This window comes from Paracoccus luteus (assembly GCF_004522155.1).
Classification (GTDB): domain Bacteria; phylum Pseudomonadota; class Alphaproteobacteria; order Rhodobacterales; family Rhodobacteraceae; genus Paracoccus; species Paracoccus luteus.
Map to the genome: position 1 here is coordinate 37,418 of NZ_SDEA01000008.1, position 18,344 is coordinate 55,761.

17 protein-coding genes are annotated in these 18,344 nt (G+C 71.2%); 3 read left to right on the forward strand and 14 right to left on the reverse strand.

Features of this window, described 5'->3' with window-relative positions; translation table 11 throughout:
* Positions 1-51 precede the first annotated feature (51 nt).
* Positions 52-570 carry an RcnB family protein gene (locus EPA64_RS10875; protein ID WP_167626654.1) on the forward strand — a complete coding sequence of 173 codons (519 nt, stop codon included), beginning with the start codon at positions 52-54 and terminating at the stop codon, positions 568-570.
* Between the two features lie 19 nt (positions 571-589).
* Here EPA64_RS10875 and recN read toward each other — a convergent pair whose 3' ends face one another.
* From recN to murB, 8 genes are all read right to left on the reverse strand, one after another.
* Complete coding sequence (gene recN / locus EPA64_RS10880; protein WP_134726382.1) at positions 590-2,245, reverse strand: DNA repair protein RecN; 1,656 nt, start codon at positions 2,243-2,245, stop codon at positions 590-592.
* Positions 2,246-2,269: 24 nt separating this feature from the next.
* Positions 2,270-3,115, reverse strand: coding sequence for an outer membrane protein assembly factor BamD (locus EPA64_RS10885; RefSeq protein WP_134726383.1), 846 nt, complete (start codon positions 3,113-3,115; stop codon positions 2,270-2,272).
* A 116-nt stretch (positions 3,116-3,231) separates the two neighbouring features.
* Positions 3,232-4,185, reverse strand: coding sequence for a UDP-3-O-acyl-N-acetylglucosamine deacetylase (lpxC, locus tag EPA64_RS10890; protein ID WP_134726482.1), 954 nt, complete (start codon positions 4,183-4,185; stop codon positions 3,232-3,234).
* Positions 4,186-4,394: 209 nt separating this feature from the next.
* Positions 4,395-6,011: a cell division protein FtsZ gene (gene ftsZ, locus EPA64_RS10895; protein ID WP_134726384.1), complete on the reverse strand. Its 1,617-nt coding sequence runs from the start codon at positions 6,009-6,011 to the stop codon at positions 4,395-4,397.
* Positions 6,012-6,208: 197 nt separating this feature from the next.
* The gene (gene ftsA / locus EPA64_RS10900; protein ID WP_134726385.1) at positions 6,209-7,555 is read right to left on the reverse strand and encodes a cell division protein FtsA; all 1,347 of its coding nucleotides are present in this window, start codon (positions 7,553-7,555) and stop codon (positions 6,209-6,211) included.
* 28 nt (positions 7,556-7,583) lie between these two features.
* Positions 7,584-8,648, reverse strand: a complete 1,065-nt coding sequence (locus tag EPA64_RS10905) for a cell division protein FtsQ/DivIB (RefSeq protein WP_134726386.1) — start codon at positions 8,646-8,648, stop codon at positions 7,584-7,586.
* Positions 8,636-9,571, reverse strand: coding sequence for a D-alanine--D-alanine ligase (locus tag EPA64_RS10910; RefSeq protein ID WP_134726387.1), 936 nt, complete (start codon positions 9,569-9,571; stop codon positions 8,636-8,638). Before EPA64_RS10910 ends, EPA64_RS10905 begins: the two co-directional genes overlap by 13 nt.
* 239 nt (positions 9,572-9,810) lie before the next feature.
* Positions 9,811-10,746 (reverse strand): UDP-N-acetylmuramate dehydrogenase, encoded by a 936-nt coding sequence (gene murB, locus EPA64_RS10915; protein WP_134726388.1) that lies wholly within the window; start codon positions 10,744-10,746, stop codon positions 9,811-9,813.
* Between the two features lie 153 nt (positions 10,747-10,899).
* On the opposite strand from murB, the gene choX reads away from it, so the two are divergent.
* Both choX and betC read left to right on the forward strand, forming a co-directional pair.
* On the forward strand, positions 10,900-11,841 hold the full coding sequence (choX, locus tag EPA64_RS10920) for a choline ABC transporter substrate-binding protein (protein WP_134726389.1): 942 nt from the start codon (positions 10,900-10,902) through the stop codon (positions 11,839-11,841).
* Between the two features lie 94 nt (positions 11,842-11,935).
* Positions 11,936-13,438 (forward strand): choline-sulfatase, encoded by a 1,503-nt coding sequence (betC, locus tag EPA64_RS10925; protein WP_134726390.1) that lies wholly within the window; start codon positions 11,936-11,938, stop codon positions 13,436-13,438.
* A gap of 2 nt (positions 13,439-13,440) precedes the next feature.
* Here betC and EPA64_RS10930 read toward each other — a convergent pair whose 3' ends face one another.
* The 6 genes from EPA64_RS10930 to EPA64_RS10955 form a co-directional block, all read right to left on the reverse strand.
* Positions 13,441-13,872, reverse strand: coding sequence for a DUF1801 domain-containing protein (locus EPA64_RS10930; RefSeq protein WP_134726391.1), 432 nt, complete (start codon positions 13,870-13,872; stop codon positions 13,441-13,443).
* A gap of 61 nt (positions 13,873-13,933) precedes the next feature.
* Positions 13,934-14,215 (reverse strand): hypothetical protein, encoded by a 282-nt coding sequence (locus EPA64_RS10935; protein ID WP_134726392.1) that lies wholly within the window; start codon positions 14,213-14,215, stop codon positions 13,934-13,936.
* Between the two features lie 4 nt (positions 14,216-14,219).
* Entirely contained in the window at positions 14,220-14,486 is a 267-nt protein-coding gene (locus tag EPA64_RS10940; protein WP_167626655.1) for a DUF2484 family protein, read from the reverse strand.
* A 9-nt stretch (positions 14,487-14,495) separates the two neighbouring features.
* Positions 14,496-15,920, reverse strand: coding sequence for a UDP-N-acetylmuramate--L-alanine ligase (murC, locus tag EPA64_RS10945; RefSeq protein ID WP_134726394.1), 1,425 nt, complete (start codon positions 15,918-15,920; stop codon positions 14,496-14,498).
* Entirely contained in the window at positions 15,917-17,020 is a 1,104-nt protein-coding gene (locus EPA64_RS10950) for a UDP-N-acetylglucosamine--N-acetylmuramyl-(pentapeptide) pyrophosphoryl-undecaprenol N-acetylglucosamine transferase (RefSeq protein ID WP_134726395.1), read from the reverse strand. The genes murC and EPA64_RS10950 overlap by 4 nt, the downstream gene beginning before the upstream one ends.
* Complete coding sequence (locus EPA64_RS10955; RefSeq protein WP_134726396.1) at positions 17,017-18,183, reverse strand: peptidoglycan glycosyltransferase FtsW; 1,167 nt, start codon at positions 18,181-18,183, stop codon at positions 17,017-17,019. Before EPA64_RS10955 ends, EPA64_RS10950 begins: the two co-directional genes overlap by 4 nt.
* Positions 18,184-18,344 lie beyond the last annotated feature (161 nt).

Sequence of the window (18,344 nt, forward strand, 5' to 3'; positions counted from 1 at the left end):
GCCGTGGTGCATCACCGCGTTTGCATTGGCCACGACAGAAGGATGCCGGCCATGATCCGATCCGCGCTGCTCGCCGGCCTGATGGCCGCGACCCTGCCGCTGTCTGCGCTGGCCGACAAGCCCGCGCACGCGGGCGGCAATAACAGCGGCAACGGCAACAAGGGCCAGTCCCAGCACTCGGCCAAGGCCAGGGACCACGCGCCGCAGCTGCGCCGCGCGCCCGTGGTCGTCATCCGCGACACCGACCGCCGCCGCGACCCCGTGGTGGTGGTGGACCCCGACCGCCCCGCCCGCACCCTTGTCCAGCGGGCCTGTCCGCCGGGTCTGGCGAAGAAAAGCCCGGCCTGCGTTCCGCCCGGACAGGCCAGAAAGATGGACGGCCGGGTCGTCGTCGGCGACCGCATCGACTGGAATCACGTCCATGTCGTCACCCGCCCCGGCCTGTATGGGCTTACCGAGCCGCCGCGGGGGCAGCGTTACGCCATCGTGGACGGCCGCCTTGTCCGCGTCGATTCCGGCACCGCGCGCATCCTGTCGATCATCCGGCTGGTCGAGGCGTTGCTGGACTGACCGGCGCGGCGCGCGGGCGTCAGCCCTGCAGCAACGCCTGTGCCGCGGCGCGCGCGGCGGGGGTGATCGCCTCGCCGGCCAGCATGCGCGCCAGTTCCTCGACCCGTTCCGCCTGCGGAAGGGGCGTCACGGTCGATGTGGTCATGTCGTCCGCGACCGCCTTGGCGACCCGGAAGTGCCGGTCGCCGCGCGCCGCCACCTGCGGCGAATGGGTCACGACCAGCACCTGCGCCCCCTCGGCCAGCCGCGCAAGGCGGCGGCCCACGGCGTCGGCGGTGGCCCCGCCCACGCCGCGGTCGATCTCGTCGAAGATCATCACAAGGCTGTCGCCGCCCCGCGCCAGGCACACTTTCAGCGCCAGCAGGAACCGCGACAGCTCGCCGCCGGATGCGATGCGGTCCAGCGGACCCGCAGGCGCGCCGGGGTTGGTGGCGACGGTAAAGGCGACGGTGTCGCGGCCCTCGGGTCCGGGGTCGCCGGGGGTGACGCGGGTCTCGAACACCGCGCGCTCCATCTTCAGGGGCGCAAGCTCGGCGGCCATCGCCGCGTCCAAGCGGCCGGCGGCCCCGGTCCGGGCGGCGGTGACGGCGGCGGCGGCGGCATCATAGGCGGCGTCGGCGGCGCGCACGGCCTGCGTCAACTCGCCCAGCCGCGCGGTGCCCGCGTCCAGCGCCTCCAGCCGGTCGGCCAGGGTCGCGGCCAGCCCGGCCAGGTCGTCGGCCAGCACGTCATGCTTGCGGGCCAGCGCCCGCAGGGCGAACAGGCGTTCTTCGGTCGCCTCAAGGGTGGCGGGGTCGTGGTCGGCCGCGGCCAGCGCATCCTCGATCCCGCGCGTGGCCTCGCCCAGTTCGATCAGCGCGCGCCCCAGCGCGGCGATGGGCGCGTCCAGCGCGGCGGCGGCGCCGTCGTCGCCCTTGGCGGCCGCGCCCTCAAGCCAGCGCACGGCCTCGACCATCGCGCCCTCGGCCCCCTCGACGCCAGCCAGCTGCAGCGCGCGGGCGACGTCGCCGCGGATGCGTTCGGCGGCCTGCATCTGGCGCCGGGCGATGTCCAGCGCCGCCTCTTCGCCGGGCTGGGGGTCCAGCTTGGCCAGCTCGGCCACGGCGTGGCGCAGGAAATCCTCCTCGCGCCGCGCCGCCTCCAGCGCCGCCTCGGCCTCGGACAGCGCCGCCGCCGCCTGCCTGCGCGCGGACCATGCGGCCCGCAGCGGCGCAAGGTCGATCGCGGCGAACGCGTCCAGCAGCGCGCGGTGGCCGCGCGGGTTCAGCAGCCCGCGGTCGTCGTGCTGGCCGTGCAGTTCGACCAGCGCGTCCGACAGCGCCCGCAGCACCTCGCCCGAGACGCGGCGGTCGTTCACCCAGCCGGTCTTGCGACCGTCGGCGGCGTTCACGCGGCGCAGGATCAGCTCGTCCTCGGCGTTGATGCCGGCCTCGTCCAGCACGGCGCGGGCGGGGTGGCCCGCGGGCAGGTCGAACACCGCCGTCACCTCGCCCTGGGTCGCGCCGGCGCGCACCAGTTCAGCGCGGCCGCGCCAGCCCAGCACGAACCCCAGGCAGTCCAGCATGATCGACTTGCCCGCCCCGGTTTCGCCGGTCAGCACGTTCAGGCCGGGCGCGAAATCCAGCGCCAGCCGGTCGATCAGCAGCATGTCCCGGATGTCCAGCGACCGCAGCATCGGATCACACCCTTGCGGCCGGGGTCAGAGCCACCGGCCCTGGATCACCTGACGATAGACGTTGGTCAGCCACGAACTGCCCTGCGGCGTCGCGGTCAGGCCGCGACCGCGCAGCTGGGCGTAGGCGTCCTGATAGAACGGCGAGGACTGGAAGTTGTGGCCCAGGATCGCGCCCGCGGTCTGCGCCTCGTCGGTCAGGCCCAGGGCCAGATACGCCTCGACCAGCCGCATCAGCGCCTCGGGGGTGTGGGTGGTGGTCTGGTAATCCTCGACCACGACGCGAAAGCGGTTGATCGCGGCAGTGTGATGCCCGCGCTTGAGGTAATAGCGCCCGATCTCCATCTCTTTTCCGGCCAGATGGTCGAAGGCCAGGTCGAACTTCAGCACCGCCGAGCGCGCGTATTCGGTGTCGGGATACTGCTCGATCACCTCGCGCAGCGATTGCAGCGCCTGAAAGGTCAGGCCCTGGTCGCGCCCGACCTCGTCGATCTGGTCGTAATAGGACAACGCCAGCAGATACTTGGCATAGGCCGCATCCTCGTCGCCGGGATAGGCGTCGATGAACCGCTGGGCGGCGCCCCGCGCCTCGTCATACTGGCGGGCCTTGTGGTGCGAATAGGCCTGCATGATCAGGCCGCGCTTGGCCCAGTCGGAATAGGGGTAAAGCCGCTCGACCTCGGAGAAGTAATGGACGGCGTCGCGGGGCTTGTTCTCGTTCTCAAGCTCGAACTCGCCGCGCTTGTAGATTTCCTCGGCGGTGAAGTTGTCCAGCGGCTGCTTTGTCGCGTTGCCGCCGCGACCGCAGCCGGCCAGCAACGACACCGAGACGACCACCGCCAACAGCAACGGTCCCGCTTTTCTGACTGCCATGTCCGTCCTGTCCGTTCGCGTCCCGCGGCTGCCTAGCACAGAATATCAGGCCGCGCAAAAGGGCAAGGTTGGCGGGTGCCCGGCGGAAAAGCCGCCGCCCGCCGGGTGCGCCCGGTTCAGGCGACGGCGCGCGCCGCGATGCCGGCGCCCACGGTTCCCGCGTCATAGCGGTCGACGCCCGCGCCCGGCAGGCGGGCCTGCAGATCGTCGGAACAGGTGGTCCATTCCCACGCGCCGGGCGTGTCGAACAGCGCCCGCAACAGGCGGTTGGTCATCGCGTGGCCTGCGCGGTGGCCGGTATAGCGGCCCAGCAGCGGTGCGCCCGCCAGCGCCAGGTCGCCCATCGCATCCAGCATCTTGTGGCGCACGGCCTCGTCGGCGTGGCGCAGCCCGCCGGGCGACAGCACCCGGTCGCCGTCCACGACGACGGCGTTGAAATAGGTGCCCCCCAGCGCAAGGCCGCTGGCCTTCATCGCGTCCACGTCCGACTGGCGGCAAAAGGTGCGGCTGTCCATCAGCTCGCGCAGGAAGGCGCCGTTGGCCATGTCCAGCCGCTTTTCCTGATGGCCGATGGCGGCGTCGGCAAAGTCGATGGCGAAGTCGATTTCCAGATGGTCGGCGGGGGCCAGACGGGCGAACGCCTCGCCCTCGCGCACCTCGACGGCCTTCAGCACGCGGATCGCGCGCAGGGGTTTGCGCTGCATCCGCAGCCCGGCGCGCAGGATGCCCGCGACGAACGGCGCCGACGATCCGTCAAGGATCGGCACCTCGGGTCCGTCGATGTCGATCAGCGCGTTGTGAACGCCGGTCCCGGCCAGCGCCGCCATGACGTGTTCGACCGTGGACACCGTCGCCCCGCCCGCGCCCTGCAGCAGCGTGCACAGCCGCGACGGCTGCACCAGATCCCAGAGGGCGGGGATCAGCGCCCCGCCCTGCCCCTGCGCCAGGTCGGTGCGGCGGAACACGATGCCGTGCCCGGCCTGCGCCGGCCGGATGGTCAACCGCGCGGGGGCGCCAGAGTGAAGCCCGGCGCCTTTGAATTCCGCCGTGGTGGCAAGGGTGGCCTGCATGGTCGTCGTCCGATTCTCGTTGGGGGCCACGCGGCCCCGGTCGATCATCAGTTAGGCCTGCGGGCCGTGCGTCTCAATTAACCTTTTGTAACAGCTTGAAACATCCGGGCTGGCCGGGCCGGTCGGCGACCCGGCCGCCCGACGATGCGCGAAAGGGGCCGCGGTGGCGGCCCCTTTCGGCATTTTTCGGTCGCTGAGGCGTGATCGCGTCAGTTGGCCTGACGGCGCAGGAAGGCGGGGATTTCCACGTTGTCCTGTGCCGCGTCGGGCGAGGCCAGGTCGTCGAAGTCGCCGTCGGCCGTGCGGCTGCGCGACATCCGCTCGCTGACGCGTTCGGCGATGGTCGCGGCCTGCGGGCGTTCGGCCGCGGGTTCGTGCGACCCCGACAGCCGTTCCATGATCCGGCCCAGACCGGCCATGCGCTGGGTGCCCTGCGGCGCGGGCGCGGGCGCGGCGACCGGAGCCGCGCGGCGCTGGTGCGCCTCGGCGGCGGCGGCTTTCACGCGGTCCAGCCGCTCGCGCATCGTGTCGCCCTGACCGGCGCGCGGACGCGACGGCGCGGTAAAGCTTTCGGCGGCGTCGTTCAGCCGGCTGGAGGTCGTGCGCAGATCGGCCGGGCGGGCGGGTTCCGCCCGCAGCTCGACGCGCGGCTCGGCCCGGAACTCGACCCGTTCGGCGGGCTGATAGGCGGGCGCGGGCAGCTCGTCCTCGACGGGCGCGCGGGGCGCCTCGGCGACGATCCGGCGCTGCGGGACCAGCGGCTCCTCGTGCGCGGCGGCGGCCGCCTGCGCGACCGAGGGGTTCTGGGTCAGCGGCTCGCGCATGCCGCGGCGCGCCACCGGCACGTCGGTGGCGGCGACGGCCGCGTCGATGCCGGTCGCCACGACGGACACGCGGACGCTGCCCTCCATCGACGGATCGAGGGTCGAACCCACGATGATGTTGGCGTCGGAATCGACCTTTTCCCGGATTTTTTCCGCGGCCTCGTCCATTTCGAACAGGGTCAGGTCATAGCCGCCGGTGATGTTGATCAGCACGCCCTTGGCCCCGTGCAGGCTGATTTCGTCCAGCAGCGGGTTGGCGATGGCCTTTTCGGCGGCCTGCACGGCGCGGTTCTCGCCCGTGGCCTCGCCGGTGCCCATCATGGCCTTGCCCATCTCGTCCATCACGGCGCGGACGTCGGCAAAGTCCAGGTTGATCAGGCCCGGCCGCACCATCAGGTCGGTCACGCCCTTGACGCCCTGATACAGCACGTCGTCGGCCATCGCGAAGGCTTCGGTGAAGGTGGTCTTTTCGTTCGCCAGCCGGAACAGGTTCTGGTTGGGGATGATGATGAGGGTATCGACGACCTTCTGCAGCGCCTCGACGCCCTCGTCGGCCTGCCGCATGCGCTTGCTGCCCTCGAACTGGAAGGGCTTGGTCACGACGCCGACGGTCAGGATGCCCATCTCGCGCGCGGCTTGGGCGATGATCGGGGCGGCGCCGGTGCCGGTGCCGCCGCCCATGCCCGCGGTGATAAAGCACATGTGCGCGCCCATCAGGTGATCGACGATGTCCTCGATCGTCTCCTCGGCGGCCTTGGCCCCGATCGAGGGCTTGGCCCCCGCGCCCAGCCCCTCGGTCACTTTCGGGCCCAGCTGGATGCGCTGTTCGGCGCGGCTTTGCGCCAGCGCCTGCGCGTCGGTGTTGGCCACGACGAACTCGACCCCGTCGAGCTGCTGTTCGATCATGTTGTTGACGGCGTTGCCGCCCGCACCGCCGACACCGAACACGGTGATGCGCGGGCGCAGTTCGTCGTCGTCGGTCATCATCAGGTTCAGATTCATCGCCGCCTGCCCTTCCATTGGTTAGCCGGGTCGTGGCGCCCGGTCGAATCCCCTGTGCTGCCGCCAAGGGTATCAGATTTGCCCGACCCGTCACGCCGTAAACAGGACATATCCACAAAATATGGCGTGTCTGCACGCAATCATAGGCGGTATCTTGCCCATATGTCTAGGGCTAGTGGGTCAGCCCATTGACTGACTTACCAGTTGTTTCTGAACCAACGAACGGCGCGTTTCAGGCCGATCACGCCCGCCCGCTCGACCGGCATCTCGAAGTCCCACCACTCGTCCTGCGGATTGGCGGCGTGCAGCGCCAGACCCACCGTCGCGGCGTGACACGGGGCGGTGTGCTGCTGGGCCAGCCCCTGAATGCGCAGGGGCCGCCCGATGCGGACGTTCTGGCCCAGGATGCGCCCGGCCAGCGCGTCAAGGCCGGGGATCTGGCTGGCCCCGCCGGTCAGCACGACCTGGCGCGAGGGCATGTGGTCGAACCCCGCCGCGTCCAGCACCGCGCGCACGCCGTCCAGGATCTCTTCGACCCGCGGGCGCATGATGCCGATCAGGTCGGCGCGGCTGACCGTGCGGCGGTCGGTTTCCCAGTCGCCTGTCTCGGGGCCGGACACCGCGCCGACGGCGATCATCTCCATGTCGTCGCGGCCCGTCGCCTCAAGCCCGCCGTGGCGGGTCTTCAGCCATTCGGCCGTGTGCATCGGCACCCGCAGCCCCTGGCTGATGTCGCGCGTCACCAGATCGCCGCCCATGCGCACGGCATCGGCAAAGATCATGTGCTTTTTCAGGAAGATCGAGACGCCGGTGATGCCCCCGCCCATGTCGATGCAGGCGGCGCCCAGTTCCTGTTCATCCTCGACCAGCGCGGCGCGGCCGGCGGCATAGGCGGCCGATCCGACGCCCGCCAGTTCCAGGTCGCAGCGGCGGATGCACTGGACCAGGTTGCTGGCGGCGGTGCCGTCGATGGTCAGCACGTGCATGTCCACGGCCAGCCGGTTGCCGACATGGTCGCGCGGATCGCCAAGGCCCGACCGCGCGTCGACGGCAAAGTTCACCGGCTGCGCGTGCAGCACCTCGCGCCCGCGGCCGAAATCGGGGGCGTCGCACGCGGCCAGCACGGCCGCCACGTCCTGTTCGCCGACCTTGCCGGCGGTCAGCGTGATCTCTCCGGCCAGGCCATAGGAGGCGGGCCGCGCGCCCGCGATGCTGGCGATGACGTGATCGACGCGCACCCCCGCCTGTTTCTGCGCGCCCTGCACGACATGACGCACGGCGCGTTCCGTTTCGCCCATCGTGTCGATCTCGCCATAGCGGACGCCGCGCGACTGGGTGGTGAACTGGCCGATCACGCGAAAGCTGGACTGCCCGGCCATCGGGCCGACGCCGTCGGTGTCGCGGAACTGGCCGGGGCCGTCGAACTGCAGGATGATGCAGGTGATCTTGGATGTGCCGATGTCCAGCACGGCCAGCACGCCGCGCGCCATCGCATTGCGGCGCATCTGCCGCATCGTCCGCTGTGCCTGATACAGATCCCTCATCGCGCCCCTCGTGTCCCCCGCCCGATCCTCAGCCCCGTTTCGCCGCCCGGCCGTCCGCCGCGGCCGTCGTCTTGCCCCTGGCGCCGCTTGCGCCGCCCTCGTCCGGCTCGATCAGCGATCCGTCGGGGGCAAGCTCGGGCAGCCCCTGCGCGCGGCGCAGCGTGTTCTGCGCGGTCAGCCCCAGCCGCAGCACCGGCCGGGCCGGGTCGCGCAGGTCCACCGCCACCACGTCGCGCGCCAGCAGGTCGCCGTCGCGCGCCATCGCCAGCGCCTGTTCCAGCGCGGCGACCGCGCGATCCTCGGGCAGCATGATGCGCTGGCCGCGGTCCAGCACCACGTCCCAGCGCCGCTCGCCCATGCGTTCCAGCCCGCGCAGCCGCGGCAGCACGGGGCCGGCGGCGTCGATCAGGGCCATCGCCTCGGACGCATGGGCGCCCGCGCCCTCGCCCGCGATCATCGGCAGGTCGCGGCGCACGTCGCGCGACGTGACCGACGCGACGCGGTGCCCGCCCTTGTCCAGCAGGTCGATGCCGCGCGCGTGGCGCCACAGCACGGCGGGCTGGCGTTCGGTCACATGCGCCGACAGGATGCCGCCGGGCTTGATCCGCAGTTCCACCTTTTCGATGGCGTCCAGCCGCTCGACCTGCGCGCGCAGCCCGTCCAGGTCGATGTCAAAGCTGGACGCGGGCAGCGTGACCGGCAGCATCGCGGCCAGGCCCTTCTCGACGGCCGGGGATGCGCCGGTGATCTCCATTCGGTGGACCATGAACGCCTCGCGCGTCTGGACCTTTTCGACCAGCGTGGTCACGCCCCCCTGCAGCGACGCGCGGCGGGTTTCGTCCGACAGCCAGATGCCCGCGACCATGCAGACCAGGAAGGCGGGCAGGCCCACGCGGATGAACCGGCGGTAAAGCGGCGTCAGCCACATGCGCGTCAGCCGATAGGCCAGCCGTGACGGCGCCGGATCGCGCCGCTGCGGCCGCGCCGCCGTGGCGACGCCCTGCGCGGGTTGCGGACGCTGGCCCGCCGGGCGCGCGGGCGCGGGGCGCGCGCCCCAGCCCAGCGGGTGGGTCAGGCGGTTCAATCCCGGCATAGCGCGTCCTCTACCATCCAGCGGACCAGCGCCGGGAAATCCATGCCGGCCTGCGCGGCCTGTTCGGGCGCAAGCGAGGTGGGCGTCATCCCCGGCTGGGTGTTGGTTTCCAGCAGCACCAGCCCCGCCAGCCCGCGGCTGTCGTCCCAGCGGAAGTCGGTCCGGCTGAGGCCGCGGCACCCCAGCGCGCGATGGGCGCGCAGGGCATAGTCGCCGCAGGCGGCGGCAATGTCGGCGGGGATGTCGGCGGGCACGACATGGCGCGACCCGCCGGCGGTGTATTTCGCGTCATAGTCATACCAGCCGTCGGTGATGATCTCGGTCACGCCCAGCGCCCGGTCGCCCAGCACGGTGGTCGTCAGCTCGCGCCCCGGCGCATAGGTTTCGACCATCACATGCGCGGGCATGGCACCGGACAACTGCGGCGGGCCGCCCGCGCCGTCATGGACGATATAGACGCCGATCGACGACCCCTCGTCGTTGGGCTTGACCACATAGGGCGGCGGCAGGACATGGCGGGCGCGCACCTCGTCCGCGCAGGCGACCACGCTGTCCACCACCGGCAGGCCCGCGTCGCGGAACGCCTGCTTGGCGCGGGTCTTGTCCATCGCCAGCGCCGACGCCAGCACGCCCGAGTGGGTATAGGGCAGGCGCAGCCATTCCAGCAGGCCCTGGACGCAGCCATCCTCGCCCCAGCGGCCGTGCAGCGCGTTGAAGACGACGTCGGGCGCGGCCTCGGCCAGCCGCGACGGCAGCGTCGCGCCGTCATCGGGGCCAAGAGCGATCTCGACCACCGTGTATCCCGCCACCCGCAGCGCATCCGCGCATTCGCGACCCGACGACAGCGACACCTCTCGCTCGACCGAGGGGCCACCCATCAGGACTGCTACGGTGTGGGCTGTCCTGCTCGACCTGCCCGCCACAACTGCCTTTTCCGCCCCGGTTGGCCGGGGACCGTTGCGGGGTGGTTCACCCCGAATCCGCGCGCCGTTGGCGGCGCTGCGTCACGGCCATGATAGTCACAAGCGCGGCATCGGGGAAAGGGGGTTTCTGTGGAAAGGAACGCCGCCGCGTCAGCGGCTTGCCCGCCGGATCGGACAGGCCGCCGGGGCGATGGCGGGCGGCGGTGGCGCGGGGCGGCCTCGCGCGTCCATCGCGCCGCTCAACCTGCGCGTGTGTGCGCCGGGTCGCCGATGCGGATGACCTCCCACGTCAGCTCGTGCCCCGAGGCGGCGCGGACGCGGTCGCGGACCAGCTCGCCCAGCGCCTCAAGCTCGGCCGCGGTCGCGCCGCCGGTGTTGATCAGAAAGTTGGGGTGCTTCTCGCTCATCTGCGCGCCACCCAGGCGTTGGCCGCGCAGGCCGGCGGCGTCGATCAGCGTCCACGCCTTCAGCGCGTGGCTGTCGTCGGCGCGCCCGGTGGAACTGTGCCCGGCAGGGTTGCGGAAGGTCGATCCGGCGCTGCGGTCGCGGGTGGGCTGGCTGGCGTCGCGGCGGGAAAGCTGGTCGTCCATCCGCGTGGCCAGCGCATCGGGGTCGCCGTGTTCGGCGCGGAAACTGGCGCGGGTGACGACCCAGCCGGGCGGGATCTCGGCGTGGCGATAGGCGAACCCCAGCTCGGCCGCGCCCAGCGTCACCGCCGCCCCGTCGCGCGCGACCAGATCGGCGCTGACCAGATGATCGGCCACATAGCTGCCATAGCAGCCCGCGTTCATGCGCACCGCGCCCCCGATGCTGCCGGGGATTGTGCGCAGGAACGTCAGGTCCAGCCCGGCTTCGGCCGCGCGGCGGGCGACATGGGCGTCCAGCGCGGCGGCGCCCGCGTGGACCAGATCGCCGTCGATCTCGATGCCATTGAAGCCGCGGCCAAGGCGGATCACAACGCCCCGGATGCCGCCGTCGCGCACGATCAGGTTCGACCCGACGCCCATCGGAAAGACCGGCACGGCGGGATCGAGGGCGCGCAGGAAGGCCGACAGGTCGTCCGCGTCGGCGGGCTGGAACAGCCAGTCGGCCGGGCCGCCGACGCGCAGCCAGGTCAGGTCGGCCAGCGCGCGGCCGGGGGTCAGGGCGCCGCGCGGGCTGGGTAGGTCGGTCATCGGCACCTCGGGTCTTTGCGCGCGTTACTAGGGGCGCGCGCTGCGACCGGCAAGCGGGCCGCGCGGGTTGCAATCCATCCCATGCGGCGGCACGATCCGCGCCGCAGACCGCCCGCATCCCGCGCGGCGGCCCCCTTTTGGCGAGGCTTGCCCATGACCACCCGCCTTTTGATCCCGCTGACCGTGCTGGCCGCCCTGTCCACTTCGGCCGCGCTGGCCGCCGACGACCCCGCCGCCTGCGGCACGATCCGGCTGTCGGACCCCGGCTGGACCGACATCACCGCGACCAACGGCGTCGCCGCCACGGTGTTGGACGCGCTGGGATATCAGGCCGACGTGCAGACCCTGTCCGTGCCGATCGGATACGAGGCGATGAAGGGCGGCAACATCGACGTGTTCCTGGGCAACTGGATGCCCGCGCAAAAGGCGTTCCGCGACGATCTGGACAAGTCTGGCGCCGCGGTCGAACTGGTGCAGAACCTGACCGGGGCCAAGTTCACGCTGGGCGTCAACAAGGCCGGCGCCGATCTGGGCGTGACGGATTTCTCGCAGCTCGACGCGCAGCGCGACGCCTTTGACGGCAAGATCTACGGGATCGAGCCGGGCGCGCCCGCCAACCAGTCCATCGCCAAGATGATCGCCGACGACAAGCACGGGCTGGGCGACTGGGAACTGGTCGAATCGGGCGAGCAGGCGATGCTGGCGCAGGTCACGCGCAACGACCAGGCGGGCACGCCCACGGTGTTCCTGGCGTGGGCGCCGCACCCGATGAACGTCGCCCACCAGATCACCTATCTGTCGGGCGGCGACGCCGAGTTCGGCCCCGATTTCGGCGGCGCGACGGTCCACACGCTGGCCCGCACCGGCTGGCCGGAACAATGCCCCAACGCGGCCAGGCTGCTGACCCAGATGACCTTTGACGTGGACATGGAAAACGCCCTGATGGGCGGCATCCTGAACGACGGGCAGGACGGGCGGACCGCGGCCAAGGCGTGGCTTGCGGCGAACCCCGCCCCGCTGGCGGGCTGGCTGGACGGCGTGACCACGCTGGACGGACAACCGGGCCTTGCCGCGGTCGAAGCCGCGCTGAAGTGACGCAAGGGGCGGGCGGTCCCTCCGGCCGCCCCCGCATCATCCGCCCCAGGCCGCACGGCCCGCGGCCCCCTGCCGCTTTGCCCCAAAAGGCCCCATGTCCCGCCCCAACATCCTGATCCTGATGGCCGACCAGCTTTCGGGGGTGCTGTTCCCCGATGGCCCCGCGCCGTTCCTGAACGCGCCGCACCTGCGCGCGCTGGCCGAACGTTCCGCGCGGTTCGCCAACTGCTATACCGCCAGCCCGCTGTGCGCGCCCGCGCGGGCCTCGTTCATGTCGGGGCAGCTGCCGCGGCGGACGCGGGTCTATGACAACGCGGCCGAGTTCGCGTCCGACATCCCGACCTATGCCCACCATCTGCGCCGCGCGGGTTATGCCACCTGCCTGTCGGGCAAGATGCATTTCGTCGGCCCCGACCAGATGCACGGGTTCGAGGAGCGGCTGACCACCGACATCTATCCCGCCGACTTCGGCTGGACCCCCGACTATCGCAAGCCGGGAGAGCGGATCGACTGGTGGTATCACAACATGGGGTCCGTCACCGGCGCGGGCGTGGCCGAGATCACCAACCAGTATGAATATGACGACGAGGTCGCCTATAACGCCTGCCGCAAGCTTTACGACCTGTCGCGGGGGGCGGACGACCGGCCGTGGTGCCTGACGGTCAGCTTTACCCACCCCCACGACCCTTTCGTCGCCCGCCGCCGTTACTGGGATCTCTACGAAGGCGCGGCGGAGCGTGAGCCGCCCGAGGCCATCCCCTATGACGCGCACGACCCCCATGCGCAGCGCATCCTGGACGCCTGCGACTGGCGCAGCTTTGACATCACCGCCGATCAGGTGCGCCGCGCGCGGCAGGGGTATTTCGCCAACATCAGCTATATCGACGACAAGGTCGGGCAGATCATGGACGTGCTGCGCGACACCCGCCAGGACGCCATCGTCGTCGTGCTGTCGGACCACGGCGAGATGCTGGGCGACCGCGGCCTGTGGTTCAAGATGAACTTCTACGACCCGTCCGCCCGCGTGCCGCTGATGATCGCGGCGCCGGGCATGGCCGCGGGGCGCGTGGACACGCCGGTCAGCACCATCGACCTGCTGCCGACGCTGGCCGATCTGGCCGGCATCTCGCTGGCCGAGGTGTCGCCGTGGACCGACGGGGAAACGCTGGTGCCGGTCGCGGCGGGCGGGCCGCGTTCGCCGGTGCCGATGGAATACGCCGCCGAGGCGAGCGTGACGCCGCTGGTGGCGATCCGCGACGGGCGCTGGAAATACACCCGCTGCTTGGCCGATCCCGAACAGCTGTTCGACATGGACGCCGATCCGGGCGAGCGCACGAACCTTGCCCCCGATCCCGCCCACGCCGCCACGCTGGCGCGGCTGCGCGCGCTGGCGGACGCCCGCTGGGATCTGCCCGCCTATGACGCCGAGGTGCGCGAAAGCCAGGCGCGGCGCTGGGTGGTCTATGAGGCGCTGCGCAACGGCGCCTATTTCCCGTGGGATTACCAGCCGCTGATGCAGGCGTCCGAGCGTTACATGCGCAATCACATGAACCTGGACACGCTGGAGGAATCGAAGCGATTCCCGCGCGGCGAATAGGTCTACATCTTCACGCCCGGCAGGCGGCTGGCCTGCCGCACCCAGTCGGTGAACCGCGCCGCGTCGACCGTCTCGCCCTCGTGCAGGTGCCAGTAACGCACCTCGTCCTGGCGCGAGGGTTCGGGCGGCGGCGGGTCAAGCTGCGCGCCGCGAAAGAACGCGACCTTGATGTATCGCGTCAGGCAGTGCAGCCCCAGGAACCAGCCGCCGTCCCCCGGACCGTAAAGCGGCGAGTTCCACTTGACCGCCTTGGCCACCCCCGGCACCGCGGCGACGATCAGGCGGTCAAGCTCGCGCGCGGCGTCCTGTTTCCAGCCCGGCGCGGCGTCCAGCCAGGCGGCCACCGGCGCGTCGCCGTAACCCTTGGGGATCTGGGGATTGCCGCCCGCCAGCAGGCGGGGGCGCGGCGTGTCGTCGTTGGCGTCCTCGGGCATGGCGGCGTCCCTGCGTGGGGGTTTGGTCCAGCCTGCCACGGATGCCGGGCGGGCGCGACCCTCAGCGCCGCCGGTGCGCGGCCCAGAATCCGGCGACCGCGCCGGTGACCAGCGACACCAGCGCGGGCGTCACGACGAAAAAGATGATGCCCGCCTGCCGCGCCATCTGGTCCAGCGGCAGCACGTTCTGGGTGATGATCCAGCCGCCGATGGCGACCACGGCGCAGAACGCCAGCGCCATCGCCAAGCCCAGCGGCCCGTTCCGGCGCGTCAGCCACCATGCCGCAAGCCCCGGCAGGATGGCCGCGATCAGGCCCGGAACCAGCCATTCGCCCAAGATCATGACGTCAGTCCCTTTCCGCCGTTGGCAGGGCGCGGCCCAGATGCGCGTCCGGCCGCCGCGGGGGCCGCAGCAGCAGCGCCAGCCCGACCAGGAAGGCCGCCAGCCCCAGCAGCGGCCCGCATTTCCACGTCACCAGCCCCAGGATCGGCACGCCCGCGACGACCGCCGCGACCAGCGCCCGCATGTGATAGCGGTGCCGCAGCCTGCCGATCAGCAACACCCCCAGAACCCAGATCGCGCTGGCCGCCACGCACAGGATGATGTGCCCCACCGGCACCGGTCAGGCCGCCCGCGCCAGCAGGCGGTCGGGCAGCCCGTTCGCCCAGGCGCTGATCGTGCCCGCGCCCAGACAGACCACCATGTCGCCCGGCCGCGCCTGTTCGCGGACCAGCCGTTCCAGATCGCCTTCGTCCATCACCGCGCGGGCGTGGCGGTGGCCGTGGGCGATCAGCCCGGCCACCAGATCGTCGCGGCTTGCGCCGGGGATCGGGTCTTCGCCCGCAGAATAGACCTCGGCGATGGCGACGACATCCGCCTCGTTGAAGCAGGTGCAGAAGTCGTCGAACAGGTTCGACAGCCGCGAATAGCGGTGCGGCTGGTGGACGGCGATCACGCGGCCCTTGGTCGCCTGCCGCGCCGCCTTCAGGACGGCCGCGATCTCGACCGGGTGATGGCCGTAGTCGTCGATGATGGTGACGCCGCCGACCTCGGCCACCTTGGTAAAGCGCCGCCCGACGCCTGCGAACGCCGCCAGTGCGTCGCGGATCTGCGCGCGTTTCAGCCCCAGATGCCGCGCCACGGCAATGGCCGACAGCGCGTTCGAGACGTTGTGGTCGCCCGGCATCGGCAGGGTGCAACCCTCGATCATCGGCACTTCGCCGTCCTCGCCGCGCTCGCCCTGCAGGGCCACGTCGAAATGGGCCACGCCGTCTTCATAGCGCAGGTTCACCGCCCGCACGTCGGCCTGCGCGTTGAAGCCGAAGGTCACGACGCGGCGATCGGTGACGCGGCCGACAAGGCTTTGCACCTCGGGGTGGTCGGTGCAGCAGACGGCGAGGCCATAGAAGGGGATGTTCGACACGAAATCGGTGAAGCCCTTGCGCAACGCGTCGAAGCTGCCCCAGTGCTCCATATGCTCGGGGTCGATGTTGGTGACGATGGCGATGGTCGCGGGCAGGCGGTTAAAGCTGCCGTCCGATTCGTCGGCCTCGACCACCATCCATTCGCCCGCGCCCGCGCGGGCGTTCGAGCCATAGGCGTGAATCACGCCGCCGTTGATGACCGTCGGGTCCAGCCCGCCCGCGTCCAGCAGGGTCGCCACCATCGTCGTGGTGGTGGTCTTGCCGTGAGTCCCCGCGATGGCGATGTTCGATTTCAGCCGCATCAGCTCCGCCAGCATCTCGGCCCGACGCACCACCGGCAGACCACGGCGGCGGGCTTCCTCAAGCTCGGGGTTGCCCTTCTTGATGGCAGTGGAGATCACGACCACGCCCGCGTCGCCGATGTTCTCGGCCCGCTGGCCCTCGAAGACGGTGGCGCCCAGCCTTTCCAGCCGGTCGGTGATCTTGGATTTCTTCGCGTCCGACCCCTGCACGGCATAGCCCAGCGTCATCAGCACCTCGGCGATGCCGGACATGCCGATGCCGCCGATGCCGACGAAATGGATGGGGCCCAGCTCGCCGGGCAGTTTGGTGGCAGCGTTCATGCGGCAAGCTCCGTCACGAGATCATGCAGGCGGGCCGCCGCGTCGGGGCGGCCCAGCGACAGGGCGGCGGCGGCCATGCTGGCCGCGCGGGTTCCGTCCGAAAGGATGGCGTGCAGGTCGCGCGTCAGGCTGGCCGCGTCAAGCACCGATTCCGGCAGCACGACCGCCGCGCCTGCATCGGCCAGCGCGCGGGCATTGGCCGACTGGTGGTCGCCCGCCGCAGCCGCAAAGGGGATCAGGATCGCGGGCCGCCCGATGCCGGTGATGTCAGCCAGCGACGAGGCCCCTGCGCGGCTGACGACCAGCTGCGCCGCCGCGATGCGTTCGGGCACGTCGGAAAAGAACGGCCGCACCTCGGCCGCGACGCCGGCGCGGGCATAGGTTGCGGTGACGCCCTCGGCGTCCTCGGCCCGCGCCTGATGGCTGACCGACAGCCGCGCGCGCATCGCGTCGGGCAGCGCGGCGACGGCGTCGGGCACGATCTGCGACAGCACCCGCGCCCCCTGCGACCCGCCGATGACCAGCAGGCGCAGCGGCCCGTCGCCCGGCGGCGCATAGGGCGCGCCGATGCGGTCCAGCACCGCCTGGCGCACCGGGTTGCCGGTGTGGATGGCCGTCACGCCGCCGGGCATCGCGGTGGGCCAGGTGCCGCAGGCCACGGTCTGGACGCGGCGGGCAAAGGCGCGGTTGACGCGGCCCATCACGCCGTTCTGTTCATGGATCATGCGGGGGATGCCCAGGGCCAGCGCCGCGCTCATCGCTGGGATGGTCGGATAGCCGCCAAAGCCCACGACGACCGCCGGACGGTCGCGACGCATGGCCGCGACGGCGCGGGCGATCCCGACGGCGATCCGGGGCAGAACGGTCAGCTTGCCCGCCAGCCCGCCCCGCGCCGTGGTGGCCGATGGCACGATCTTGCGGATCACCGCCTCGGGGAACCCGCCGGCATAGCGCGCGCCGCGTTCGTCGGTGGACAGCGTGACGCGCCAGCCCGCCGCCAGCAGCCGTTCGGCCAGCGCCTGCGCGGGGAACATGTGCCCGCCGGTGCCGCCCGCCGCGATCAGCGCCAGCCTGCCGTTGCCGTTGTCGCCGCCGCTCATCGTCCGGCGCGCCCCAGCACGTCGGCGATCACATTCTGCGGCCGGGTGCGGGTCAGCGCCAGCAGCATGCCGATGGCGATTCCCGATGCGATGACCGACGACCCGCCATAGCTGACGAACGGCAGCGTCATCCCCTTGGCCGGCAGCAGCCGCACCGCAACGCCCATGTTGATCAGCGCCTGCACGCCGAACGCGCAGGCCAGCCCCGTGCCCGCGATCCGCGCGAACGGGTCGCGTTCGCGCAGCAGCCGCCACAGCGAGCGGGTGACGATCACGCCGTAAAGGGCGATGACGATCATCACCAGCGCAAAGCCGAACTCTTCGGCGGCCACCGCGATGATGAAATCGGTGTGCGCATCCGGCAGCGACCATTTGACCGACCCCTCGCCCACGCCCACGCCGAAGAACCCGCCCTCCTGGATGGCGTTGGTGGCATAGCCGATCTGGGTGCGCGGATCGACCTCGGCCGACAAGAAGCCGTTGATGCGGCGGGCGAAATGTTCCGAGCTGTTGTAGGCGAAGAACCCGCCCGCCCCGGCCAGCGCCACGGTGCCCGCGATCAGCGACACCGGCGCGCCGGCGACGAAATACATCACCAGCCACGCGAACAGCACGAGCGACGCCTGCCCGAAATCGGGCTGCAGCGCCAAAAGGACGATGACGACGGCGGCGACCACAAAGGAATACAGCCGCCCCGGCGGTCCGCCCACCGACTGCGAGGCGGCCATGAACCACGCGCACAGCGCGACAAAGCCGGGCTTGAGGAACTCGGACGGCTGCACCGAGGCAAAGCCCAGCGACAGCCAGCGCGTCGCGCCCTTGCCGAAATCGGTGCCGATGAAGGGCAGCAGGATCACCGTGCCGATCGCGCCCAAAAACAGCACCACGCCCAGCCGCCGCACCTGCACCGGCGACAGCATCGAGATGACCAGCATCGCCACCAGAGCCATGCCGCCGAACGCCGCCTGCCGGATGACGTAATAGAACTGCGGCAGGTTGTTGCGTTCGGCCAGCGGCACCGAGGCGGCCAGCCCCAGCAGCAGCCCGATGCCGAACAGCCCCAGCACGCAGGCCATCGACCATCGGTCCACGGTGCGCCACCAGCGTGGAAGAATAGGGTCGCCCGCCCGCACGGGCGTGGCGCCGAAGACCATCTCGGTCATGGGAATACCGCCGTCACTGCCTCAAGCCATGCCCGGTTGGTCCGGGTCTGCGGCGAAGGATAGCGCGAATGAACGCCCCGCGCTACTGCTTGTCTGCTGACATGGGTGTGTCTTGAGGTGTCGAAAAACGCCGGTCAGGGGGCTGCGCCGTGCGGGGGGCG